We start from the raw sequence: 24,854 nt of genomic DNA, 5'->3' as shown, positions 1-24,854 counted from the left end.
GGTTGCAAAGCTGGGTCAGGCGTGTAGAATGCGCGCCGGTCGACAGGGTGGCGGTTGAGCCCTGTTGGTGATTCGGTCGAGTGGATCGAAAGCGGTAGAAAAGAGGTGGTTGACAGCGGTTTTGAACGCTGTAGAATGCGCCTCCCGCTGGAGAGAAGAAGCTCTGATCGAAAGCGCAAGTGGTTGAGTAGAAAGAAAAAATTCTTCGAAAAACAGCTTGACAGAAACAAAGGTTGCTGTAGAATGCGCGGCCTCGGTTGAGGCGAAAGACTTAACCAACTGTTCTTTAACAACTGAATCAAGCAATTCGTGTGGGTGCTTGTGAGGTAAGACTGGTAGTCAACTGATTATCAGCATCACAAGTAACACTCGTGAATTCGAGAGTTTATTTGCGATTGCTGAGCCAAGTTTAGGGTTTTCTCAAAACCCAAGCAGTATTGAACTGAAGAGTTTGATCATGGCTCAGATTGAACGCTGGCGGCAGGCCTAACACATGCAAGTCGAGCGGATGAAGGGAGCTTGCTCCTGGATTCAGCGGCGGACGGGTGAGTAATGCCTAGGAATCTGCCTGGTAGTGGGGGATAACGTTCCGAAAGGAACGCTAATACCGCATACGTCCTACGGGAGAAAGCAGGGGACCTTAGGGCCTTGCGCTATCAGATGAGCCTAGGTCGGATTAGCTAGTTGGTGAGGTAATGGCTCACCAAGGCGACGATCCGTAACTGGTCTGAGAGGATGATCAGTCACACTGGAACTGAGACACGGTCCAGACTCCTACGGGAGGCAGCAGTGGGGAATATTGGACAATGGGCGAAAGCCTGATCCAGCCATGCCGCGTGTGTGAAGAAGGTCTTCGGATTGTAAAGCACTTTAAGTTGGGAGGAAGGGCTGTAGGCTAATATCCTGCGGTTTTGACGTTACCAACAGAATAAGCACCGGCTAACTTCGTGCCAGCAGCCGCGGTAATACGAAGGGTGCAAGCGTTAATCGGAATTACTGGGCGTAAAGCGCGCGTAGGTGGTTCGTTAAGTTGGATGTGAAAGCCCCGGGCTCAACCTGGGAACTGCATCCAAAACTGGCGAGCTAGAGTACGGTAGAGGGTAGTGGAATTTCCTGTGTAGCGGTGAAATGCGTAGATATAGGAAGGAACACCAGTGGCGAAGGCGACTACCTGGACTGATACTGACACTGAGGTGCGAAAGCGTGGGGAGCAAACAGGATTAGATACCCTGGTAGTCCACGCCGTAAACGATGTCAACTAGCCGTTGGAATCCTTGAGATTTTAGTGGCGCAGCTAACGCATTAAGTTGACCGCCTGGGGAGTACGGCCGCAAGGTTAAAACTCAAATGAATTGACGGGGGCCCGCACAAGCGGTGGAGCATGTGGTTTAATTCGAAGCAACGCGAAGAACCTTACCTGGCCTTGACATGCTGAGAACTTTCCAGAGATGGATTGGTGCCTTCGGGAACTCAGACACAGGTGCTGCATGGCTGTCGTCAGCTCGTGTCGTGAGATGTTGGGTTAAGTCCCGTAACGAGCGCAACCCTTGTCCTTAGTTACCAGCACGTTATGGTGGGCACTCTAAGGAGACTGCCGGTGACAAACCGGAGGAAGGTGGGGATGACGTCAAGTCATCATGGCCCTTACGGCCAGGGCTACACACGTGCTACAATGGTCGGTACAAAGGGTTGCCAAGCCGCGAGGTGGAGCTAATCCCATAAAACCGATCGTAGTCCGGATCGCAGTCTGCAACTCGACTGCGTGAAGTCGGAATCGCTAGTAATCGTGAATCAGAATGTCACGGTGAATACGTTCCCGGGCCTTGTACACACCGCCCGTCACACCATGGGAGTGGGTTGCTCCAGAAGTAGCTAGTCTAACCTTCGGGGGGACGGTTACCACGGAGTGATTCATGACTGGGGTGAAGTCGTAACAAGGTAGCCGTAGGGGAACCTGCGGCTGGATCACCTCCTTAATCGAAGACTTCAGCTTTCTCATAAGCTCCCACACGAATTGCTTGATTCACTGTAGAAGACGATGCTGTAACGCGGCGACCCTGTTATAGGTCTGTAGCTCAGTTGGTTAGAGCGCACCCCTGATAAGGGTGAGGTCGGCAGTTCAAATCTGCCCAGACCTACCAATTCAGGTGCAGATGCTTACGGGGCCATAGCTCAGCTGGGAGAGCGCCTGCTTTGCACGCAGGAGGTCAGCGGTTCGATCCCGCTTGGCTCCACCATTACAGCATGATCGTTAGAGAGTTCAGAAATGAGCGCTTCAGGTGATGACCTGTTGAGTGCTGATTTCTGGTCTTTTGACCGGTACAAATCGTTCTTTAAAAATTTGGATATGTGATAGAAGTGACTAACGATGTGTTTCACTGCACATTGTTAATCAAGGCAAAATTTGTAGTTCTCAAGACGCAAATTTTCGGCGATGTCGTCTTCACGATTGAGACAGTAACCAGATTGCTTGGGGTTATATGGTCAAGTGAAGAAGCGCATACGGTGGATGCCTTGGCAGTCAGAGGCGATGAAAGACGTGGTAGCCTGCGAAAAGCTTTGGGGAGTCGGCAAACAGACTGTGATCCAGAGATCTCTGAATGGGGGAACCCACCCGGCATAAGCCGGGTATCTTGTACTGAATCCATAGGTGCAAGAGGCGAACCAGGGGAACTGAAACATCTAAGTACCCTGAGGAAAAGAAATCAACCGAGATTCCCTAAGTAGTGGCGAGCGAACGGGGACTAGCCCTTAAGTTGATTTGAGTGTAGTGGAAGGCTCTGGAAAGTGCCGCCGTAGTGGGTGATAGCCCCGTACACGAAACGCTCTTATCAATGAAATCGAGTAGGACGGGGCACGAGAAACCTTGTCTGAACATGGGGGGACCATCCTCCAAGGCTAAATACTACTGACTGACCGATAGTGAACCAGTACCGTGAGGGAAAGGCGAAAAGAACCCCGGAGAGGGGAGTGAAATAGAACCTGAAACCGTATGCGTACAAGCAGTGGGAGCCTACTTTGTTGGGTGACTGCGTACCTTTTGTATAATGGGTCAGCGACTTATATTCAGTGGCGAGCTTAACCGAATAGGGGAGGCGTAGCGAAAGCGAGTCTTAATAGGGCGCTTTAGTCGCTGGGTATAGACCCGAAACCGGGCGATCTATCCATGGGCAGGTTGAAGGTTAGGTAACACTGACTGGAGGACCGAACCGACTACCGTTGAAAAGTTAGCGGATGACCTGTGGATCGGAGTGAAAGGCTAATCAAGCTCGGAGATAGCTGGTTCTCCTCGAAAGCTATTTAGGTAGCGCCTCGTGTATCACTGCTGGGGGTAGAGCACTGTTTCGGCTAGGGGGTCATCCCGACTTACCAAACCGATGCAAACTCCGAATACCAGCAAGTGTCAGCACGGGAGACACACGGCGGGTGCTAACGTCCGTCGTGAAAAGGGAAACAACCCAGACCGTCAGCTAAGGTCCCAAAGTTATGGTTAAGTGGGAAACGATGTGGGAAGGCTTAGACAGCTAGGAGGTTGGCTTAGAAGCAGCCATCCTTTAAAGAAAGCGTAATAGCTCACTAGTCGAGTCGGCCTGCGCGGAAGATGTAACGGGGCTCAAACCATACACCGAAGCTACGGGTTCATCCTTTGGATGAGCGGTAGAGGAGCGTTCTGTAAGCCTGTGAAGGTGAGTTGAGAAGCTTGCTGGAGGTATCAGAAGTGCGAATGCTGACATGAGTAACGACAATGCGAGTGAAAAACTCGCACGCCGAAAGACCAAGGTTTCCTGCGCAACGTTAATCGACGCAGGGTTAGTCGGCCCCTAAGGCGAGGCAGAAATGCGTAGTCGATGGGAAACGGGTTAATATTCCCGTACTTCTAGTTACTGCGATGGAGGGACGGAGAAGGCTAGGCCAGCACGGCGTTGGTTGTCCGTGTTTAAGGTTGTAGGCTGGTTTCTTAGGTAAATCCGGGAGATCAAGGCCGAGAACTGATGACGAGCGTTCTTTTAGAATGCGAAGTGGTTGATGCCATGCTTCCAGGAAAAGCTTCTAAGCTTCAGGTAACTAGGAACCGTACCCCAAACCGACACAGGTGGTTAGGTAGAGAATACCAAGGCGCTTGAGAGAACTCGGGTGAAGGAACTAGGCAAAATGGCACCGTAACTTCGGGAGAAGGTGCGCCGGTGAGGGTGAAGTATTTACTACGTAAGCCCATGCCGGTCGAAGATACCAGGCCGCTGCGACTGTTTATTAAAAACACAGCACTCTGCAAACACGAAAGTGGACGTATAGGGTGTGACGCCTGCCCGGTGCCGGAAGGTTAATTGATGGGGTTAGCGCAAGCGAAGCTCTTGATCGAAGCCCCGGTAAACGGCGGCCGTAACTATAACGGTCCTAAGGTAGCGAAATTCCTTGTCGGGTAAGTTCCGACCTGCACGAATGGCGTAACGATGGCGGCGCTGTCTCCACCCGAGACTCAGTGAAATTGAAATCGCTGTGAAGATGCAGTGTATCCGCGGCTAGACGGAAAGACCCCGTGAACCTTTACTATAGCTTTGCACTGGACTTTGAGCTTGCTTGTGTAGGATAGGTGGGAGGCTTTGAAGTGGGGACGCCAGTTCTCATGGAGCCATCCTTGAAATACCACCCTGGCAACCTTGAGGTTCTAACTCTGGTCCGTTATCCGGATCGAGGACAGTGTATGGTGGGTAGTTTGACTGGGGCGGTCTCCTCCCAAAGAGTAACGGAGGAGTACGAAGGTGCGCTCAGACCGGTCGGAAATCGGTCGTAGAGTATAAAGGCAAAAGCGCGCTTGACTGCGAGACAGACACGTCGAGCAGGTACGAAAGTAGGTCTTAGTGATCCGGTGGTTCTGTATGGAAGGGCCATCGCTCAACGGATAAAAGGTACTCCGGGGATAACAGGCTGATACCGCCCAAGAGTTCATATCGACGGCGGTGTTTGGCACCTCGATGTCGGCTCATCACATCCTGGGGCTGAAGCCGGTCCCAAGGGTATGGCTGTTCGCCATTTAAAGTGGTACGCGAGCTGGGTTTAGAACGTCGTGAGACAGTTCGGTCCCTATCTGCCGTGGACGTTTGAGATTTGAGAGGGGCTGACCTTAGTACGAGAGGACCGGGTTGGACGAACCTCTGGTGTTCCGGTTGTCACGCCAGTGGCATTGCCGGGTAGCTATGTTCGGAAAAGATAACCGCTGAAAGCATCTAAGCGGGAAACTTGCCTCAAGATGAGATCTCACTGGGAACTTGATTCCCCTAAAGGGCCGTCGAAGACTACGACGTTGATAGGCAGGGTGTGTAAGCGCTGTGAGGCGTTGAGCTAACCTGTACTAATTGCCCGTGAGGCTTGACCATATAACACCCAAACAATCTGCTCTGACAGCAGAGGGTGTCGATGGTGAAGTCGACAGAAAGCCGAAAATTTGCGAGAGCTACAAGCCTCTATCACGTATCCAAGGGATCGCGCCTTACCGCGAGATCCCAACCGAATTGCTTGACGACCATAGAGCGTTGGAACCACCTGATCCCATCCCGAACTCAGTAGTGAAACGACGCATCGCCGATGGTAGTGTGGTGCTTCACCATGTGAGAGTAGGTCATCGTCAAGCTCCTATACGAAACCCCAGATCTCTAACGAGGTCTGGGGTTTCTTCTTTGCGCGGCAGAAAGTACAGCGTGGCCAGCGCCGGGCATGTGGGCGAAGGCTGATCGCCGGCAAGCCGGCTCCTACGGTACGCGCCTGGGCTTAGCAATACGAAGTTCCCGTAGGAGCCCGCTTGCGGGCGATGGCGAGGGGAGTGGGGCAGCAGGTTATACCGGCAAACCGGCATCCTGCCGGAGCGCGAGCACGTGGCGTATTGGCCACAAACAAAAAGGCCACCTTGCGGTGGCCTTTTTGTTTCTGCTGTCAGTCGCCGCGGTATTCGCAGCCGCTGGTGCAGGTCTCGTGGATGCGTACCCGCGACAGTTCCGGCAGCAGCGGTTTGACCTGTTGCCAGATCCACTTGGCCAGTACTTCGCTGGTCGGGTTTTCCAGACCGGGAATGTCGTTCAGGTAGTTGTGGTCGAGCTGTTCGTAGATCGGCTTGAAGATCGCCTTGATCTCGGAGAAGTCGCGAATCCAGCCGGTATAGGGATCGACTTCACCTTCGATGTAGATGGCGACCCGGAAGGAGTGGCCATGCAGACGGCCGCACTTGTGTCCCTCCGGCACGTGGGGCAGGCGGTGGGCCGCCTCGAAGATGAACTCTTTGAACAATTCCACTGAACAGCGCTCGCGTAATGATTTCGCCTGACTGGCGTTTGGCCGCGCAGTTTATCAGGTCTGTCCGTGAGCCTGGGCATTCAGTGGTCGCATGCGGGGCGCTCGATGCGGCAGTGCCCCGTGGCATTGGGCGTCACAGCGGTTGCAGGCGCTCGGCCAGGCGGCCGCTCTCCACCAGTTCGAGAAACTCGTCGCCAAGGCGAGCGCTTTCCGTCATCGCCTGGCGCCAGTAACGCTCGCGCCCGTCGTCGTTGCCCAGGTAGCGCTTGAAGTCGGTACGGTCAGGCAGCTTGCCGTGTGGCAGCTTCGCCAGGTATTCGCGAGAAGGGGCCAGCAGCAGGACATCCTGCAAGCGCGTGCGATCGCCTCGGCGCCAGGGCATGCTCTTGTCGAACCAGCCCGGTATCACCCTGTCGGTGAAATGAGGATAGAGGACGATATCGTCCCCGCTGTAGGGCAGGTCGAGGTGATAGTCGAGCAGACCGCCATCGCGATAGGCGCCGGGTTCCAGGCCGGGAATCTCGCGGATCGCTTCCATCACCATGGGGATCGAGCCGGAAGCCAGCAGGGCATGGCGCAGGTTTTCGGCTGTCAGGGCATGGAAGTGCGAGCGAAAGTCGTTCAGTTCCGCCAGCGGCGTCGTCTGCCGCGCATCATGCAGGATCACCCGGTCGAAATGCCGGCCGAGGCGTTGCCGCGCCAGCAGGTTGTTGCCGATGACCGACGACAGACCGAGACTGAGCTTGCCCCGGTGGTCGTGCTGCAGCAGACCGTGGCTCTTTACCACGACGATATGCAGGCGATAGTGCGGGTTGGCGATGATGCTGGCGTCCTGGTCGGCCAGCAGCTCATGCAGCATCTGGCGGCAACTGCCGGATACGTCGGCCATGCTCACGCCCTTGGCGAAGCGCTGACTGGTGTAGAGCTCGCCGAGTCGACGGATACCGGCGGCCGGGTCCGGCAGGCAGGCACTGGCGAAGCGCCAGGAGCCGATGGATGCACCGATCAGCGCGCGTTCGCGAGGTGCGCGAGCCAGCCAGTCACCGAACAGCGCCAGGTCCAGGCCCTGAATGCCGATGCCCTTCGGGCCGCCTGCTGCGCCAGGCAGAATGCCGACATCCGCCGGGCTCAGGCCATGCTGGCGAATGCGTGCCAACGCTCTGGGGCCGGCCTTGAGGGTCAGGGCCGGGGACTTGATCTGGATCGCGCTCATCGATGCCTCCTTTCGCAACCGGCGATTATAAAGCGCCAGGCGGGCAGGCCAAGCGACTTCATGAGCTGAATGACGGCACTGAATTCAGCTTGAATTAAGTGCCTGGGCCTAGAGTGGTGAGCGTTGATTCACTGCTGGAGAAACCCATGAAACGATTGATCGCCCTCACGACACTTGCCACCCTCGCCAGCGCCGCTACCATGGCCCAGGCGCGCGACCTTGGCCCGGACGAGGCGCTGCGCCTGCGTGATGCGGGGACCATTCAGTCCTTCGAACAGCTCAATGAGACTGCCCTGGCGAAACACCCCGGCGCGCGCATTGAAGAAACCGAACTCGAGGACGAATACGGTCGCTACATCTACCAGGTGGAACTGCGCGATGCCCAGGGCGTGCAGTGGGACCTGGAACTGGATGCCAGTACCGGGGACGTGCTCAAGAATCACCAGGACGACTGATGAAGTTTCGACGTTCCACCGTGCTCCTGCTGCTACTGGCCTGCGGCTTTGCCAGCGTGCCAGGGCAGGCGCGTGATCTCGATCAGGACGAGGCGCTGCGCCTGCGTCGCGAAGGGGTCATCATGCCTTTCGAGCAGCTGATGCTGCATGTGGCGCAGGCCTACCCGGATTCCACCTTGCTGGAAGCCGAGCTGGAGGAGGAGGACGGCGTGCTGGTCTACGAGGTGGAGATACTCACCACCGCCGGTGTGGTGCGTGAACTGGAGCTGGATGCCCGCGATGGGCGCGTTCTGAAGGACGAGGAAGACGACTGATGCGCCTGTTGCTGGTGGAAGACCATGTGCCCCTGGCCGATGAGCTGACGAGCAGCCTGAATCACCAGGGCTACGCCGTCGATTGGCTAGCGGATGGCCGCGATGCCGCCTATCAGGGCGCCAGCGAGCCGTATGACCTGATCATTCTCGACCTGGGCTTGCCGGGCAAGCCGGGGCTCGAGGTCCTGCAGGAGTGGCGTGCAGGCGGCCTGACCACGCCGGTGCTGGTGCTGACTGCGCGGGGTTCCTGGGCCGAGCGTATCGAGGGGCTGAAGGCCGGCGCCGACGACTACCTGACCAAGCCCTTCCATCCCGAAGAGCTGGCATTGCGCATCCAGGCGCTGTTGCGGCGGGCGCATGGTCTTGCTAACCAGCCGCAGCTCGAGGCGGCCGGCTTGCAGCTGGACGAAAGCCGTCAATGCGTGACGGCTGGCGATGAGGTGGTCGATCTGACGGCCGCCGAGTTTCGTCTGCTGCGTTACTTCATGCTGCATCCCGGGCAGATTCTCTCCAAGAGCCACCTGGCCGATCACCTGTACGATGGCGAGACCGAGCGCGACTCCAATGTCATCGAGGTGCATGTCAATCGCTTGCGCGGCAAGCTCGGGCGCAATGTGATCGAAACGCGGCGCGGACAGGGCTATCGCTTCACCGGAGAGCGCGGTTGAGGTCGATCCAGCGTCGGCTCGGCCTCGGCCTGGCCGGCACGCTGCTGCTGGCCGGCCTGGTCCTGGCGCAGGCCAGCCTGTGGGTGTTCGACCGTGGCCTGCGTGCCTACCTGGAGGATTCCTTGCGCGACGAGGCGCAAGGGCTGCTGACCGCCCTGGTACGAGGGCCTTCAGGTCTGCAGCTGGACGAGCGGCGCCTCGATCCATCGTTCCAGCGGCAGTTTTCCGGGCACTACTTTCGCATCGACTTCTCCGACCGCAGCTGGCGTTCGCGCTCGTTGTGGGACCGCGAGCTGCTCAAGCCAAGCGGCACGGGCATGCAGGCCGAACTGGCCGACGGCCCGCAGGGCCAGCTGCTGCTGATTTACCGTGCCGACTACCGCCGCTATGGCGAGAACCTGTCGATCAGCGTGGCCCAGGACTACCAGCCGATACTGCAGAGCTTCCGCCACATGCAGTGGGTCGGGCTCGGGTTGGGCGGCGCCGCGCTGCTGCTGATGCTGCTGGCTCAGCGTTATACCGTGCGCCGCGCACTGCGTCCGCTGGAGCAGGTCCGACAGCAGATCGTGCAACTGCAGCAGGGCCGCCGCAGCGATCTGGATGCGCAGGTGCCGGAGGAGCTGGAGTCGCTGGTGGCGCAGATCAACCACCTGCTGGCTCACACCGAGGACACCCTGAAGCGCTCGCGCAACGCCCTGGGCAACCTGGGCCATGCCCTGAAGACCCCACTGGCGGTGCTGATCAGCCTGGCTGGGCGCGAAGAGCTGGCCGCGCACCCGCAGTTGCGCGCCAGCCTGCGCGAGCAGCTGCAGCAGATCGAGCAGCGCCTCAGCCGTGAGCTGGGCCGCGCGCGGCTGGCGGGGGAGGTGTTGCCGGGGGCGCGTTTCGATTGCGCGCAGGAGCTACCGGGGCTGTTCGCCACCCTGTCGATGATTCACGACCGCGGGCTGTCCCTGGACTGGCAGGCACCGCCTGGTCTGGTGTTGCCACGTGACCGCGAGGACTTGCTGGAGCTGCTGGGCAACCTGCTCGACAACGCCTGCAAATGGGCCGCGCAGCGGGTGCAGCTGACTGTGGAGGAGGATGCCGACGGCTATCGCCTGTGCGTCGACGATGACGGGCCAGGCATCGCTGTCGAACGCCGCGACGCGGTGCTCGGCCGTGGCACCCGCCTGGACGAGCAGGTGGCGGGGCATGGCCTGGGGCTGGGCATCGTGCGCGACATCATCGAGGCCTGGAATGGGCACATCGAATTGCAGGACAGCCCACTGGGTGGGCTGCGGGTGATGGTCCGTCTGCCCCGGCGTTGAGCGAGGCGCCGGGGGCTCACATACCGTTGGCGAATGCCGGGTTGTCGAAGCTGATCGCCTCGCGCACCGGCTGCAGGGCGTGGCCGTAGCGCACCAGTACGTCGAGCGCATAGTCGATGCGGCCACGGATGCGTTCGTCGGCTTCGTCCGCCGCTTGCGGGCCGTTCAGCACCTTCTCGACCTGGCGCACGATCAGGTGCTCCGGCAGGTAGCACAGGCGGCAGTTCTTGTAGCTGGAGGCGCGCAGTTCCGCGATGGGGTAGGCGCCGCCGATGCCGGATGAGACGCCCACCAGCAGGCCGGGCTTGTGCGCCAGTTCGGCCTTGCTGGCGTAGATGAAGAAGTTCTTGATCGCCGGGCAGGCCATGCCGTTCCACTCGGGGGCAATGATCACCAGCGCATCGGCTGCCGCGAGCTGCTGCCGATACAGGTCCCAGGGGCCGGTGTCTTCCGCCGGCCAGAGCGGCAGTGGTGCCAGCCCCAGGTCGATGACGCTGCTGGACTCGTGGCTGGTGTGGCCCAGCTCGATCAGGCGCTGACGCATTGCGCGAGCGACCTTTCCCGACTGACTGTTGTTGCGGCTGGAGCCGGCGACCAAGGCGATATTGAGCATGCTGCTTCCCCCAAAAAAGAACGCAGGCTAGGCGATTGCCTGCCTGCGTTGCAAGGAAAGCACCGCCAGTTCAGGGATGATTTGGCGTCATACGCGGAACTGGTCCATCAGGCTCTGCTGGTGGTTGGCCAGGCGGTTGAGGTTCTGGCTCACCTGGGCGGATTCGTCGGCCTGAGCGCTGATGGATTCGGTGACATCGCGGATCGAGGCGACGTTGCGGTTGATCTCCTCGGCCACCGAGCTCTGTTCTTCCGCCGCGCTGGCGATCTGCAGGTTCATGTCGGTGATCAGGCTGACCGCCTGGCTGATGCGTTGCAGCGCCGCCACGGCCTGGCTGACCTGGTCCACGCTCCCTTGCGCCTGGCGGTGGCTGCTGTGCATGGTGCTGACCACTTCGCGGGTGCCGCTCTGCAGGCCTTCGATGACCTGGCGGATTTCTTCCACCGAGTCCTGGGTGCGCTTGGCCAGGTTGCGCACTTCGTCGGCAACCACCGCGAAGCCGCGTCCGGCCTCGCCAGCCCGCGCGGCTTCGATGGCGGCATTGAGGGCGAGGAGGTTGGTCTGCTCGGCGATGGCGCGAATCACTTCGAGCACCGAACCGATCTGTTCGCTGCTGCTGGCCAGGCCTTCGACCTCCTGCATGGCGACGTTCATTTCATTGGCCAGCAACTCGATGCTGTTGGTGGTCTGGCCGATGACCTGCAGGCCTTCCTGGCTGGCCTGGTCGGCATTGCGCGCGGCTTCGGCGGCCTGCGCGGCATTGTGGGCAACGTCCTGCGCGGTAGCGCTCATTTCCTGGAAGGCGGTGGCCACCTGGTCGACTTCACGGTACTGCTGCTGCATGCCGGCGCTGGTCTGGCTGGCGATGGCGGCAGACTGGTCAGCCGTGCCGCGGGCATCGATCACGCTGTTCTTCACGTCGGCGATGATGGGCTGCAGCTTGTCGAGAAAGCGGTTGAACCAGCCGGCCAGCTCACCCAGCTCGTCCTGCCTGGCGTATTCCAGACGGCGGGTCAGGTCACCTTCGCCGCTGGCGATGTCCTTGAGCATGGCCGCGACGCCGAGGATCGGGCGGGTCACCCCGCGTGCGGTCAGCCACATCAGCAGCAGGCCGGCGACGACCGCGACCAGGCCGATCAGCAGTGCTGCCAGGCTGTCGCGGGCGCGGTTGGCATCGAGTTCGGCGCCGAGCGTGATGGCACGCTCCAGCAGCACCGCCTGAGGCACTTCCAGCAGGACGGTCCAGGGCTTGGCCTCGGGAATCGGCTTGAACGGGCTGAGCTCGCGGAGCATCTCGCCATGCTTCAGTTCCGCATCCTTGCCGTCCTGAATCAGGCTGCGCAACTCGCTGGAATGATCCGGGAATGCGCGCTCGACGGCTTGGCTCAGCAGGCTGCCATCGCGGCTGTGTCCCGCGAGCAGGGCGCCGGGGCTGAAGATGCTGACGTGGCCCTGTCCGCCATACAGTTCGGCGTTGGCCTCCTGGCTGATCTGCTGCAGGCTGGCGAGGCTGATGTCGAGGCCCATGACCCCGATGATCTTGCCGTTCAGCTCCAGGGGGAAGGCGATGCTGGTCATCAGCGTCTTCTGGCCGCCGACGTCGTCGTAGTAGGGTTCCAGGACGCAGGCCTGGCGGGTGTCGCGGGGGCAGGTGTACCAGGCGTTGTAGGCCACGCCGTTGTCGCCGGGGGTGGTGTCGCCGAGCAGCTCTTCGGTCATCGCCTCGGACTCCAGCTCACCGACCGTGGCTTGCGACCAGTACAGCGCGAAGCGACCGGCCTCGTTGCTGCCGAGTTCGGCCTGGTCGGCGAACAGCTCATCCTTGCCATCCAGCGCGTTGGGTTCGAACACCAGGTACAGCCCGAGCAGGCCCGGGTTGGCTTCGAGGCTGGTGCGCACCTGACGTGTGAGGTCTTCGCGCAGGTCGAACGCATCAAGGAAGCGCTTTTCGGCCTGTTCGCGCAGGAACAGGATCTGCCTGGAGAAACCCTTGCCGTACTGATAGGCGTCCATGAAATAGCGCTGGATGCGGATCGCCTGCAGCTCTCCACGGGCCTTCAGGCGCAGCTTGGCGCTTTCCTCCAGCATCCCGGAGCTGGCTTCGCGTACCAGGTTGGCGCTGCGGCTGGACTGGAACTGCGAAGCACCGACCAGCAAGGTGACGATGGCGAGCAGGCACAGGCCGGCGAGCAGGGTGATCTTCCACTGGATCGAAAGACGACTGAACAGCATGGTGCGTTCCTTTCTACATGGACTAATGCGGTTATCGGTGCCCGAGCAGTTTTCTTGACTACTATTGCGCTCGGTCGAAATTATGCACGCATTGCTTGAAATTATGAACGACAACCCATTTTGACAGGATAGTCCGCATACGGCAGAGTACGCGGCTTTTTGCGCCGGCCAGGGCCGGCATACCTGCAGGTATACGCTTTATGAACGCTGTAATCGCCGCTGTCGGCATCATGCTGGTCCTCAGTCTCTGCCGCGTCCATGTGGTCGTGGCGCTGATCGTCGGGGCACTGGCCGGGGGGCTCCTGGGTGGCCTGGGAATCGAAGGCACGCTGAATGCCTTCAACCAGGGATTGGGCGGTGGCGCGACCGTCGCTTTGTCCTATGCCTTGCTCGGCGCCTTCGCCGTGGCGATCGCCAAATCCGGCCTCGCGCATGCCCTCGCGGATCGGGCCCTGGCGCTGGTCGGCAAACAGCAGGAGGGCAGTGGCGGTGCACTCAAGTGGGTGCTGATCGGGCTGCTGCTGGCCGTGGCGATCTCGTCGCAGAACCTGCTGCCGATCCATATCGCGTTCATTCCGCTGCTGGTGCCGCCGCTGCTCTATGTGCTGAGCAAGCTGCAACTCGATCGCCGCCTGATCGCCTGCGTGCTGACCTTCGGCCTGATCACCCCGTACATGTTCCTGCCGGTCGGCTTTGGCGGCATCTTCCTCAACGAGATCCTGCTGGCCAACGTCGCCAAGTCCGGCGTCGACGTCAGTGGCATCAACATCAGTCATGCCATGGCCATACCGGCGCTGGGCATGCTCTTCGGCCTGCTCGTGGCCGTACTGTTCAGCTATCGCGGCAAGCGCGTCTATGACCTGGAGCGCGTCGCACAGACCGAGCGTGTCGATGTGCAATACAACCCGCTGAGCCTGCTGGTCGCGGGGCTGGCCATCGCGGCGGCGTTCGTCGTGCAGTTGTGGCTGGACTCGATGATCATCGGCGCGCTGGCCGGCTTCGTGATCTTCTCCGTGTCCGGCGTGGTGCGCTGGAAAGAGGCGGATGGGCTGTTCACCGAGGGCATGAAGATGATGGCCATGATCGGCTTCATCATGATTGCCGCAGCAGGGTTCGCCGAAGTGATGAAGACCACGGGCGAGGTCAGGACGCTGGTGGACGGGGCGGCGACGCTGATCGGTCACAACAAGGCGGTCGGCGCGCTGCTGATGCTGCTGGTGGGGTTGCTGGTGACCATGGGCATCGGCTCCTCGTTCTCGACCATCCCGATCATCGCCGCGATCTTCGTGCCGCTGGGCGTGCAGCTGGGGTTCAGCCCGCTGGCCATCGTCAGCATCGTCGGCACGGCCGGGGCGCTGGGGGACGCGGGCTCCCCGGCATCGGACTCGACCCTGGGACCGACCTCGGGGCTGAACGCCGATGGCCAGCACAACCACATCTGGGACAGCGTGGTGCCCACCTTCCTGCACTACAACCTGCCGTTGCTGGTGTTCGGCTGGGCCGCCGCTATGCTGCTGTAAGGGCTTGCACGTGCGCCGGATTAAGTTCTGCGCGCATCCTGTCGCTTAACTCCTGAGCGGGGCTGCCGATATAGCCATACCCCCGTCTTGGTGTGCCTTCCCTCAAGGACAATAACAATGCGCCTGACATTGAAAACCAAAGTGATACTGCTTGCGCTGGTTCCGGTCATCCTCTTCGCCCTGGTGCTGAGCGGCACCGCGGCCAAGGTGCTGCAGAGCATGGCGGAGAAAGAGATTGCCCAGACGCGTGAGCGCCTTGTGCAGGAGAAACGCAGCGAACTCGAGCACTACATCCAGATCGCCCTCGGCGCCGTGAAGGGGCTCTACGACGGCGCTGCACAGGGTGACATGGCCAGCCGCGAGCAGGCCATCGCCGTGCTCTCCAAGATCAAGTACGGCGCCGACGGCTACTTCTTCGGCCACGACTCCAACGTCGTGCGCCTGTTCCGCGGCGACAGCCCGGTGGACGTCGGCAAGAGCCTGGCCGACCGGCGCGACCCGAACGGTGTCTACATCAACCGTGAGCTGGTCAACGTCGCCAAGAACAACAGCTACTTCGTCAATTACTCCTCGCCGCTGCCGGGCAACGAGTCGGTGATGGTGCCCAAGCTCGCCTACAGCTATTACCTGCCGAAGTGGGACATGGCCCTGGGTACCGCACTCAACCTGGATGGCATCGAGGCACAGGTTGCTCAGGTGGAAACCGAGATCAAGCGCCGCATCGGCACCATCATCACCAGTATCGTGGTGGTCGCCGCCATCCTCCTGGTGGTCTTCGGGGTGATCGGCGTCTGGCTGGGCAATGCCTTCCTGCGCCCGCTGCAACAGATCAAGGCCAACCTCGATGACATCGCCGCCGGCGAGGGCGACCTGACGCGCCGCCTGCCGATCACCAGCGAAGACGAGCTGGGGCAACTGGCGGGCTCGTTCAACCGTTTCGTCGAGAAAGTGCATGGCCTGGTCCGGCAGATCGTCGAGATGACCGGCCAGCTCACCGAACTGGTCGGCCAGGTGTCCGAGCAGGCGCAGCGTTCCGAACAGGCCATGTCGCAGCAGCGCCATGAGACCGACCAGGTGGCCACGGCGATCAACGAGATGTCGGCTGCCGCCCATGAAGTGGCGAAGAGCGCGCAGAACGCCGCCGAAGCCGCACAGCAGACGGACCGTGAGGGCCAGGCCGCGAAGACGGTGGTCGACGGCAGCATCCAGCGTATCCACTCGCTGGTCGAGGACATCCGCAGCAGCGGGGTGTCGCTGGACAGCCTGCAGCAGGACGTGCAGTCCATCGTCAGCGTGCTCGACGTCATTCGCTCCATCGCCGAGCAGACCAACCTGCTGGCGCTCAACGCGGCCATCGAGGCGGCACGTGCCGGTGAGGCCGGGCGTGGTTTCGCGGTGGTCGCCGACGAGGTCCGTGCGCTGGCCAGCCGGACCCAGCAGAGCACCCAGGAAATCCAGGGCATGATCGATCGCCTGCAGCAGGGCACCCAGGAGTCGGTGACCTCGATGCGGCGTTCCAGTGATGCCGGCGAACTGACCAGCGAGCAGGCCAACAAGGCTGGCGAATCGCTCGACGCCATCGCCCAGCTGATCGGCACCATCAACGCGATGAACGCGCAGATCGCCAGCGCCGCCGAGGAGCAGACGGCCGTGGCCGAGGAGATCAACCGCAGCGTGCACCAGATCGCCGTGGCGGTCGACAGCGTGGCGGATGAAACCGAACGTGGCGCGCAGACCGCTCGCAGCCTGGCGGGCCTCGGTGAGCGCCTGGGCGCGCTGGTGCGTCAGTTCCGCATCTGAGTCAGAGCGGCAGGTTCCAGCGATTGATCGCTTCGCTCAGGTGCTCGATCCAGGCGCGAACGGCCGGCGACATGCCGCGCCGGTGCGCATAGGCCAGTTGCACGTGCCCCTGTGGCACGTGCCATTGCGGCAGCAACGCGACCAGTCGGCCTGCGCGCAGTTCCTCGTGGCAGAAGGTCGTCGGCAGCATGGTGACACCCAGCCCGGCCAGCGCCGCTGACTTGCGAATGGGGAAGTCATCGATCGCCAGCCGGGCTTCCAGGGCGATCTCGCTGGCCTCCTGCGTCACCTCATGCACGAAGCGCAGGTGGATGCGTCGGTCGGCGCCAACCGCGCCCAGCGCCGGCAGCTGCTGCAGGTCCCGTGGGTGGTTCAGCTGCAGCCCGGCGACCAGGTCCGGGTGGGCCACGACATGAGCGTGCGCCGGCACCAGGCGCCGGGTGATCAGGCCGGGTTCCTCGTCATCGGCCATGCGCACGCGCAGGGCCACGTCCACCGCCTCGTTGAGCAGGTCCACACGGCGATTGGTATGCAGCACTTCTAGCTGCACCTTCGGGTAGCGTGCGAGAAAGCTGTTGGTGGCCTCGGACAGCAGCGTCAGCCCGCTGGGGCTGGAGAAGCGTACCCGGCCACGCGGCTCGCTGGTCAGGTTGGCCACGGTTTCCTCGGCCTGTTCGGCTTCCAGCAACATGGCCTGGCAATGGCGCAGGTAGCGTTCGCCGATATCGGTCAGCGCCAGCTTGCGTGTGCTGCGCTGCAGCAGGCGGGCGCCCAGGCGCTGTTCCAGCTCGGCGATGCGCCGTGACAGGCGCGACTTGGGGATGCCCAGGGTGCGTCCGGCAGCGGCAAAGCCACCGGCTTCCACTACCTTGGCGAAGTAGAACAGATCGTTGAGGTCATGCATGTCATCGTCCTATGAGTGGGACGAACTATCGCATTTATGCCGTCTTATCGGCTATTGGTTTCATGAGTAGCATCTCCCCCATCGTTTTTGCCCTTGCGTCATTATCGGAGAGCTCCATGAAACTACTGCACCTCGATTCCAGCATCCTGGGTGATGCATCCGCTTCCCGTCAGCTCAGCAAGGCCGTGGTCGAGGCCTGGAGCGTCGCGTCCCCGGGCGTTCAGGTGACCTACCGTGACCTCGCCAGCGATGCCCTGAGCCACTTCTCCGCCGCCAGCCTGGTGGCTGCCGGTACCCCGGCCGAACTGCGCGACGCCGCGCAGCGCCATGAAACCGAGCTGGCCGAGCGCACGCTGGAAGAATTCCTCGCCGCTGACGCCATCGTCATCGGCGCGCCGATGTACAACTTCGCCATCCCCAGTCAGCTGAAGGCCTGGATCGACCGCATCGCGGTGGCCGGCAAGACCTTCAAGTACACCGAGAACGGCGTGGTGGGGCTGGCAGGCGGCAAGACCGTGGTGATCGCTTCCAGTGCCGGTGGCGTGCATGCCGGCCTGCCGTCCGGCCAGGCGCATGAGGACTACTTGGTGCGCATGCTGAACTTCGTCGGCATCGACGACATCGAGATCGTTCGTGCCGAAGGCCTCGCCTATGGTGACGAGCCGCGTGCCGAAGCCATGAAGGGCGCGGCGCAGCGCATCAGCGAGCTGTTCGCCACCGCCTGAGTCGGCAGCGCCAATGAAAAAGCCCGCTTTCGCGGGCTTTTTTTGTTTCCGGGGCAGGCTCAGACGATGATGCCCTGGCTGCGCAGGTAGTCGTCGTAGGTGCCGCTGAAGTCGGTCACGCCGGTCTCCGACAGCTCGATGATGCGGGTGGCCAGGGAGCCCACGAACTCGCGGTCATGGCTGACGAACAGCAGGGTGCCCGGGTAGTTCTCCAGCGCCAGGTTGAGCGCTTCGATCGATTCCATGTCGAGGTGGTTGGTCGGTTCGTCCATCACCAGCACGTTGGGCTTCTGGCAGGCCAGCTTGCCGAACAGCATGCGACCCTGTTCACCCCCGGAGAGTACCTTGACCGACTTCTGGATCTCGTCGGAGGAGAACAGCATGCGGCCTAGGGCGGCGCGGATGTTCTGCTCGCCGCTGGTCCACTGGCCCATCCAGTCGAACAGGGTCTCGTCGGCTTCGAAGTCGTGCGCGTGGTCCTGCGCGTAGTAGCCGACCTCGGCACTGTCGGTCCACTTCACGGCGCCACTGTCCGGGGTCAGTTCACCGACCAGGGTGCGCAGCAGGGTGGTCTTGCCGATGCCGTTGGGGCCGATGATGGCGACGCGTTCGCCAGCTTCGACCAGCAGGCTGAGGTTGCTGAACAGCTGCTTGTCGTCGAAGCCCTTGCTGACCTTCTCCAGGGTCACGGCCTGGCGGTGCAGCTTCTTGTTCTGGTCGAAGCGAATGAACGGGCTGACGCGGCTGGACGGCTTGACCTCTTCGAGCTGGATCTTGTCGATCTGCTTGGCGCGGCTGGTGGCCTGCTTGGCCTTGGAGGCGTTGGCAGAGAAGCGGCTGACGAAGGTCTGCAGCTCGGCGATCTGCGCCTTCTTCTTGGCGTTGTCGGCCAGCAGACGCTCGCGCGCCTGGGTGGAGGCGGTCATGTACTCGTCGTAGTTGCCCGGGAACAGGCGCAGCTCGCCGTAGTCCAGGTCGGCCATGTGGGTGCAGACCGAGTTGAGGAAGTGACGGTCGTGGGAAATGATGATCATGGTGCTGTTGCGCTGCACCAGGACGTTTTCCAGCCAGCGGATGGTGTTGATGTCCAGGTGGTTGGTCGGTTCGTCGAGCAGCAGCACCTCGGGGTCGGAGAAAAGCGCCTGTGCCAGCAGCACGCGCAGCTTCCAGCCCGGCGCCACTTCGCTCATCGGGCCGAAGTGTTGTTCCAGCGGAATGCCCAGGCCGAGCAGCAGCTCGCCGGCGCGGGATTCGGCGGTGTAGCCGTCCATCTCGGCGAACTCGCCCTCCAGCTCGGCAACCTTCATCCCGTCTTCTTCGCTCATCTCGGCCAGCGAGTAGATGCGGTCACGCTCGGCCTTGACCTCCCACAGGCGCTGATGGCCCATGATCACCGTGTCGATGACGGTGAACTGCTCGTAGGCGAACTGGTCCTGGCGCAGCTTGCCGAGGCGCACGTTGGGTTCGAGCATGACCTGGCCAGCGCTGGGCTCCAGATCGTCGCCGAGGATCTTCATGAAGGTCGACTTGCCACAGCCGTTGGCGCCGATCAGGCCGTAGCGGTTGCCGTTGTTGAACTTGACGGAAACATTCTCGAACAGCGGCTTGGCGCCGAACTGCATGGTGATATTGGCGGTGGAGATCAAAGGACTTACCTATCAGTAACTTGAGATGCGCTGTTTAAGGGATACCGGCTTTCAAGCTCGTTGGCTTGGCCCGACAGGGCGTGAGGCCGCGTGTCGCTGGGCCATGACGTCGTCATGCCGGCGAGGGCGCGCGGGGTCCGAGGCATGGGTGAGTGTGTCGGGCGTCGTGACGCAGGAGCCTGTCTGCGCCAAAGCCGACAATGGTAACACTTGGCACCCGGAACCACAGCCCGTTACGGCCTGCACGAGATAAAAGGCGTGGGCCGCCGGCGGTGCGCACGGGCAGGGTGCGGGGAGGCTCTTTCGCGGCGCTCTTCCGGCGAAAGGTTGTAATAAGAATGATTCGCTATTAATGTTCGCGCGGTCGCCGTGCCTTGCATGGTGTTTTCAGCCTGGTGGTTTGGGCCGCGCTATGTCTTCGTCTGAAACCGATTCGATCATTCCTCTCGAGGTGCTGTACGGCACGCATCGCGGCTGGCTGCATGGCTGGTTGCGGCGCTCGGTGGGCTGTTCGCAGCAGGCTGCGGACCTGGTTCAGGACACCTTCCTGCGCCTGCTGGTACGTGGTCAGTCGGTCGATGACCGCGCGCCTCGGGCCTTGCTGGCGCGTATCGCGCGTGGGCTGGTGATCGACCACTGGCGACGGGACGCGCTGGAGCGTGCCTACCTCGACGCCCTGGCGCAGTTGCCCGAGGCCAGTCATCCGTCACCGGAGGTGCGCTACGAGGCGCTGCAGTCCCTGGAGCGGATTGCGCAGTTGCTCGATGGCCTGAAGCCGGCCGTGCGCGAGGCCTTTCTGCTGTATCAGCTCGGCGGTCTCAACCATGCGCAGGTGGCCCGGCAACTGGGTGTGTCCAGCCGCACGGTCGAGCGCCATGTGGCCAGCGCGCTGCTGCACTGCTATCGCCTGTGCTTCGAGTCGCCCAGATGAGCCGGGCAGGGCAGCCACCTGAAGCCGTTGTCCGTTCGGCCATCGAGTGGCAGATGCGTCTGCGCGCCGATCCGGCCAGTGCCGAGCTGCAGCGTCAGTTGCATGACTGGCTGGCGCAGGACGAGCTGCATGACCTGGCCTGGCAACGCCTGCAGCAGATGGCCGGGCTGTTTCGCGTGGCGCCGCTGGCAGATGCCGCGCAGACCATTCCGTTGTTGCAGCGGGCCGAGGCTGACCTGAGCCGCCGGCGCATGCTCAAGCTGCTGGGGCTGACGGCGGGCAGTGCCACGCTGCTGGCAGCTACCACGGCGCCGGCATGGCGTGCGGATTTCGCCACGGCCACCGGCGAAACCCGGCGGCTGAGCCTGGCCGGCGATGTCGAGGTGTTGCTCAACACCGGCAGTGCCCTCGACGTGCATGGCCAGCAACTGCTGCTGCGCGGTGGCGAGGCGCTGGTGGAGGGTACGCAATGGCAGCTGCGCTGCGCTCACGCGGACTGCCTGGGGCAGCACGCGCGGATGTCGGTGCGTGAACGTGATGGTCGCAGCGAGATACGGGTCGAGCAGGGCGAGGTGCTGGTGCGTGCGGCAGCCGGCCAGCGGCAGTTGCAGGCGGGCGAGGGGCTGGCGGTTTCGGCAACCCGCATGAGCGCGCTGGGCCCGGGGGCACTCGATCCCTTTGCCTGGGCGCGTGGGCTGCTGGTGGTGCGCGATATTCGTCTGGCGGACTTTCTCGCCGAGGCCGGACGCTATCGGCGTGGTTGGCTGGGGTGCGATCCCGCGGTGGCCGACTTGCGCCTGTCCGGGGTCTTCCGCCTCGCCGAGCCCGAGCTGATGCTGCGCAACATCACCCATCTGCTGCCGGTCGCGCTGGTCGAGCGAACCCGCTGGTGGGTGCGCGTCGTGCCCGTCGCGTAAAAAAAGTTGTCGGACTTTCGCCGCTCATCCGGTTTGGGGTGATCACTCCCTGAATGGATACCCTCATGCGTGCTACCCGCTCTCTGCCATCGCCGTTGCCACCCCGCCGGCTGTCCACTGCCATCTGTATCGCCCTGGCGCTGTGCGGCGGTGCCGCGAGTTCGCCACTGATGGCCGCCGAGCCGGCGCCCCGCATGCAGGCCCCGGATGTACCGGGTGGCGCGCTGGACCAGGTGCTGAGTCTCTACGCCGAGCGCGCCGGCATCACCTTGTCGTATTCCCCGGAGCGGGTCCGTGGCCTGGTCAGCCCGGGGTCGACGGGGGCGCAGTCGGTCGAGGAGGGCCTGGCGCGGGTACTCGGCGGCACCGGGCTGGTGGCGGAGAAGACCGCTTCCGGCTACGTGGTGCGGCCGGTCACGGCCGATGACAGCTATCAGCTGCAGCCGGTTACCGTCGAGGCCGCGCCGACGCAGAGCGCGTTTGCGCCGGTGCCGGGCTATTTCGCCAGCCATGCCAGCACGGCCAGCAAGACGGATCGCGCGATCCTGGAAACCGCGCAGAGCATCAGCGTGGTCACGGCCGGGCAGATCGCCGATCGCAAGGTCGACCGTGTCGAGGACGCGGTGGCCTACAGTGCGGGTGTGCGCACCGGCGGGTCCGGGCTCGACCCGCGTTTCGACCAGATCAACATCCGTGGCTTCGACACCACCATGTCCGCCGACTTCCTCGACGGCCTGCGCCAGCCCTACAACGGCTGGCTGTCGATCTACGCCACCGAGGCCTTTGCACTGGAGCGCATCGAGGTGCTCAAGGGCCCGGCCTCGGTGCTGTATGGGCAGATCAGTCCGGGGGGCATGGTCAACCGGGTGAGCAAGCGGCCGAGTCTGGACGCCAGGAATCGGGTGGAAATCCAGGCCGGCAACCATGAGCACCGGCAGGGGCAGTTCGATATCGGCGGCAAGCTGGACGAGGAGGGCGACGTGCTGTTCCGCGCCGTCGGTGTCTATCGCGACGCCGAGTACGACATCGAGCAACTGAACAATGACGTGCGCCTGCTGGCGCCGTCGCTGAGCTGGCAGATCGATGCCGACACGCGTCTGACCCTGCTGGCCCAGTATCAGGAGCGTGAGACCGCTGCTTCGCCGATGCTCTACCACGATGGCAATCGCCTCACCGATTTCTGGCAGGGCGACGAGTACTTCGACAAGCTCGATCAGCGCCAGTGGACGCTGGGCTACGAGTTCGAGCACATCATCAACGACACCTTCAGCCTGCAGCAGAACCTGCGCTACGGCCAGCTGGATACCACCAACCAGTACCTGCAGCCCAACGGCACGATCAGCAATGGGGTGATGGAGCGCTACGCCGTCGGTGTGTACGAAGAGATGGAGTCGGTCAGCAGCGACACCCGCCTGGTCAGCCGCTTCGCCACCGGCACCTTGCAGCACACCCTGCTCAGTGGCTGGGATTACGCCTGGTTCGACAGCTCGGTGCTGTATGCCTCGGGGCCGGCGCCGTCCATCGACATCAGTGCGCCGGACTATCACCAGCCGGTCAGCCGCCCCGGCAACCCGCTGGCCGATCAGGACAACCTGACCCAGCGCAGCGGTCTGTACCTGCAGGATCAGATCGAACTCCAGCGCTGGCGCCTGTCCGCCGGTGTACGCCGCGACTGGGTGCATGTGCGCAACAGCGACAACCTGAGCGACAGCAACCGCCGCACCAGCGATTCCGCCACCACCTACCAGCTCGGCGCACTGTACCTGTTCGACAACGGCCTGGCGCCCTACGCCAGTTACGCCGAGTCCTTCCTGCCGCAGAGCGGGACCAACGCCAATGGTCCGCTCAAGCCCACCGAGGGCACGCAGTACGAGATCGGCCTCAAATACCAGCCGCCAGGCAGCAGCGCCCTGTTCACCGCCTCGCTCTATCACCTGACCCAGCAGAACGTGTCGACCCGTGACCCGCTCGACCCGCTCAACACGGTGCAGACCGGCGAACAGGTGTCACGCGGTCTGGAGCTGGAGGCGGTCGCCGACCTCAGCGAGCGCCTGCACCTGAACGCCAGCTACAGCTACAACGACCCCGAGGTGACCAGGAGCAATGACGGCAACGAGGGCAAGGAACCGAAGGACACGCCGCGCCACATGGCCGCGTTGTGGCTGGACTACAACCTGCCGTCGGGGCTCGGTTTCGGCGCCGGCGCCCGCTACACCGGCAGCGTATACGGCAACGACATGAACACGGTGAAGAGCGATGACTACACCCTGTTCGACGCTGGCGTGCACTACGACTTCGCCGGTGAGCTGGATGGCGTGCGCCTGGCCGTCAACGCGCGCAACCTGACCGACAAGCAGTACGTCAACTGTCAGGACGGCTATTGCTACCGTGGCGAGGCGCGCAGCCTGATCACCAGCCTGAGCTACAGCTGGTGAGCGCCCTGAACTGGTTGCGCAGCGCTGTGACGGCGCTGCTGCTGGGTGGTCTGGCCGCCGCCCATGCCGAGCCGGTCAACCTGGACGGTAGCGAGCAATGGCTGATGAAAAGCGCCGAGGGCCGCGATTACCGGATCATGCTCAGCCTGCCGGAGGGCGACGTGCCCTATACCGGCGGCTACCCGGTGATCTATCTGCTCGACGGCAATGCCTACTTCCCGGCGTTGCATGCCGCCAAGCGGGCGCAGGAGCGCTGGCGCAAGGCGATCGTCGTCGCCATTGGCTACCCCAGCGATACGCCGCTGGATTTCGAGCGTCGTGCGTTCGACCTGTCGCCACCGCAACTGCCCGAGCGCAACGATCCGCCGCAGGGCGGCCAGGACCTGTTTCTCGATTTCATCGAGCAGCGCCTGATGCCGCGGGTCAACCAGCGCTTCAAGGTCGATCGGGATCAGGTCAGCCTGGTCGGGCACTCGTTCGGCGGCATGTTCGCCATCTACACGCTGTTCACCCGGCCGCAGCTTTTCCAGCACGTGGTCGCCATCAGCCCCAGCCTGTGGTGGAGTGATCGCTACCTGCTGGCGCATGAGCGTGCGTTCGTCGAGCGTGCGCGAGCCGGCGAGCTGGACCTGACCCACCGCAGCCTGAGCATGTGGGTGGGCGACCGGGAAATGCCGCAGGAGATCCAGGACGTGCGTTCGCTGCAGCTGCGCTTGGAGTCCCTTTCGCAGTACGGCCTGCGCAGCGATTTCCAGCTCGAAGCGGGCGAGGATCACATGTCGATTCCGTTTCGCGTCACTCCTCGCGTGCTGGAGGAGCTGATGAGCACGCGACGCTACTGAGTCGGGCCACGGGCAGCCCGCCGCATGCGCGGGCCGCCGTGGCA

At 62.3% G+C, this 24,854-nt stretch carries 16 protein-coding genes, 2 tRNA genes, 3 rRNA genes and 2 pseudogenes; 16 read left to right on the top strand and 7 right to left on the bottom strand.

Annotated features, from left to right (window positions below):
* Positions 1-439: 439 nt before the first annotated feature.
* From FIV02_RS13825 to rrf, 5 genes are all read left to right on the top strand, one after another.
* A 16S ribosomal RNA gene (locus tag FIV02_RS13825) occupies positions 440-1,976 on the top strand.
* 88 nt (positions 1,977-2,064) lie between these two features.
* A tRNA-Ile gene (locus FIV02_RS13820) sits at positions 2,065-2,141 on the top strand.
* 20 nt (positions 2,142-2,161) lie between these two features.
* Positions 2,162-2,237 (top strand) — tRNA-Ala (locus tag FIV02_RS13815).
* Between the two features lie 245 nt (positions 2,238-2,482).
* Positions 2,483-5,375 (top strand): 23S ribosomal RNA (locus FIV02_RS13810).
* Positions 5,376-5,513: 138 nt separating this feature from the next.
* A 5S ribosomal RNA gene (gene rrf / locus FIV02_RS13805) occupies positions 5,514-5,629 on the top strand.
* Together the 16S, 23S and 5S rRNA genes with 2 tRNA genes alongside form the textbook arrangement of a ribosomal RNA operon.
* A gap of 299 nt (positions 5,630-5,928) precedes the next feature.
* On the opposite strand, the gene queD is transcribed toward rrf, so the two are convergent.
* Both queD and FIV02_RS13795 read right to left on the bottom strand, forming a co-directional pair.
* A complete protein-coding gene (queD, locus tag FIV02_RS13800; RefSeq protein ID WP_003461315.1) occupies positions 5,929-6,285 on the bottom strand; it encodes a 6-carboxytetrahydropterin synthase QueD in 357 nt (118 codons plus the stop codon).
* A gap of 133 nt (positions 6,286-6,418) precedes the next feature.
* Positions 6,419-7,498, bottom strand: coding sequence for a patatin-like phospholipase family protein (locus tag FIV02_RS13795; protein ID WP_047591377.1), 1,080 nt, complete (start codon positions 7,496-7,498; stop codon positions 6,419-6,421).
* A gap of 146 nt (positions 7,499-7,644) precedes the next feature.
* On the opposite strand from FIV02_RS13795, the gene FIV02_RS13790 reads away from it, so the two are divergent.
* The 4 genes from FIV02_RS13790 to FIV02_RS13775 are packed head-to-tail and all read left to right on the top strand — an operon-like array spanning position 7,645 to position 10,245.
* Entirely contained in the window at positions 7,645-7,953 is a 309-nt protein-coding gene (locus tag FIV02_RS13790; RefSeq protein WP_150605591.1) for a PepSY domain-containing protein, read from the top strand.
* On the top strand, positions 7,953-8,267 hold the full coding sequence (locus FIV02_RS13785) for a PepSY domain-containing protein (protein WP_152488935.1): 315 nt from the start codon (positions 7,953-7,955) through the stop codon (positions 8,265-8,267). Before FIV02_RS13790 ends, FIV02_RS13785 begins: the two co-directional genes overlap by 1 nt.
* The gene (locus tag FIV02_RS13780) at positions 8,267-8,935 is read left to right on the top strand and encodes a response regulator transcription factor (RefSeq protein ID WP_047591371.1); all 669 of its coding nucleotides are present in this window, start codon (positions 8,267-8,269) and stop codon (positions 8,933-8,935) included. The genes FIV02_RS13785 and FIV02_RS13780 overlap by 1 nt, the downstream gene beginning before the upstream one ends.
* A complete protein-coding gene (locus FIV02_RS13775) occupies positions 8,932-10,245 on the top strand; it encodes an ATP-binding protein (RefSeq protein WP_152488934.1) in 1,314 nt (437 codons plus the stop codon). The genes FIV02_RS13780 and FIV02_RS13775 overlap by 4 nt, the downstream gene beginning before the upstream one ends.
* Positions 10,246-10,261: 16 nt before the next feature.
* On the opposite strand, the gene FIV02_RS13770 is transcribed toward FIV02_RS13775, so the two are convergent.
* From FIV02_RS13770 to FIV02_RS25310, 3 genes and pseudogenes are all read right to left on the bottom strand, one after another.
* Positions 10,262-10,858: an NADPH-dependent FMN reductase gene (locus tag FIV02_RS13770; RefSeq protein WP_037048296.1), complete on the bottom strand. Its 597-nt coding sequence runs from the start codon at positions 10,856-10,858 to the stop codon at positions 10,262-10,264.
* A gap of 87 nt (positions 10,859-10,945) precedes the next feature.
* Positions 10,946-11,461, bottom strand: a pseudogene (locus FIV02_RS25315) (methyl-accepting chemotaxis protein); the annotation flags it as partial.
* Positions 11,462-11,851: 390 nt separating this feature from the next.
* Positions 11,852-12,871: pseudogene (locus FIV02_RS25310) on the bottom strand (chemotaxis protein); the annotation flags it as partial.
* Positions 12,872-13,290: 419 nt separating this feature from the next.
* Here FIV02_RS25310 and FIV02_RS13760 point away from each other — a divergent pair.
* Both FIV02_RS13760 and FIV02_RS13755 read left to right on the top strand, forming a co-directional pair.
* Positions 13,291-14,610 carry a Na+/H+ antiporter family protein gene (locus FIV02_RS13760; RefSeq protein ID WP_047588499.1) on the top strand — a complete coding sequence of 440 codons (1,320 nt, stop codon included), beginning with the start codon at positions 13,291-13,293 and terminating at the stop codon, positions 14,608-14,610.
* Positions 14,611-14,727: 117 nt separating this feature from the next.
* A complete protein-coding gene (locus tag FIV02_RS13755) occupies positions 14,728-16,410 on the top strand; it encodes a methyl-accepting chemotaxis protein (protein ID WP_152488932.1) in 1,683 nt (560 codons plus the stop codon).
* Between the two features lies 1 nt (position 16,411).
* Here the strand turns inward: FIV02_RS13755 and FIV02_RS13750 are convergent, their stop codons facing one another.
* Complete coding sequence (locus FIV02_RS13750; protein WP_152488931.1) at positions 16,412-17,314, bottom strand: LysR substrate-binding domain-containing protein; 903 nt, start codon at positions 17,312-17,314, stop codon at positions 16,412-16,414.
* 116 nt (positions 17,315-17,430) lie between these two features.
* Between FIV02_RS13750 and FIV02_RS13745 the strand changes: the two genes are divergently transcribed.
* Positions 17,431-18,039, top strand: a complete 609-nt coding sequence (locus FIV02_RS13745; RefSeq protein ID WP_037048282.1) for an FMN-dependent NADH-azoreductase — start codon at positions 17,431-17,433, stop codon at positions 18,037-18,039.
* A 59-nt stretch (positions 18,040-18,098) separates the two neighbouring features.
* Here the strand turns inward: FIV02_RS13745 and FIV02_RS13740 are convergent, their stop codons facing one another.
* Complete coding sequence (locus FIV02_RS13740) at positions 18,099-19,685, bottom strand: ABC-F family ATPase (RefSeq protein WP_047584975.1); 1,587 nt, start codon at positions 19,683-19,685, stop codon at positions 18,099-18,101.
* Between the two features lie 412 nt (positions 19,686-20,097).
* Between FIV02_RS13740 and FIV02_RS13735 the strand changes: the two genes are divergently transcribed.
* From FIV02_RS13735 to FIV02_RS13720, 4 genes are all read left to right on the top strand, one after another.
* Positions 20,098-20,616 carry a sigma-70 family RNA polymerase sigma factor gene (locus tag FIV02_RS13735; protein WP_134676836.1) on the top strand — a complete coding sequence of 173 codons (519 nt, stop codon included), beginning with the start codon at positions 20,098-20,100 and terminating at the stop codon, positions 20,614-20,616.
* Between the two features lie 53 nt (positions 20,617-20,669).
* A complete protein-coding gene (locus tag FIV02_RS13730) occupies positions 20,670-21,533 on the top strand; it encodes a DUF4880 domain-containing protein (protein ID WP_256662962.1) in 864 nt (287 codons plus the stop codon).
* A 65-nt stretch (positions 21,534-21,598) separates the two neighbouring features.
* On the top strand, positions 21,599-23,968 hold the full coding sequence (locus tag FIV02_RS13725) for a TonB-dependent siderophore receptor (RefSeq protein WP_244976428.1): 2,370 nt from the start codon (positions 21,599-21,601) through the stop codon (positions 23,966-23,968).
* Positions 23,965-24,810 (top strand): alpha/beta hydrolase, encoded by an 846-nt coding sequence (locus tag FIV02_RS13720; RefSeq protein ID WP_152488928.1) that lies wholly within the window; start codon positions 23,965-23,967, stop codon positions 24,808-24,810. The genes FIV02_RS13725 and FIV02_RS13720 overlap by 4 nt, the downstream gene beginning before the upstream one ends.
* The last annotated feature ends 44 nt before the right edge of the window (positions 24,811-24,854 follow it).

The sequence above is a fragment of the Pseudomonas sp. THAF187a genome (assembly GCF_009363395.1).
GTDB classification, from domain to species: Bacteria; Pseudomonadota; Gammaproteobacteria; order Pseudomonadales; family Pseudomonadaceae; genus Aquipseudomonas; species Aquipseudomonas khazarica.
The sequence above is the reverse complement of the archived record's forward strand: the minus strand, read 5'-3'. Positions and strand labels throughout refer to the sequence as shown.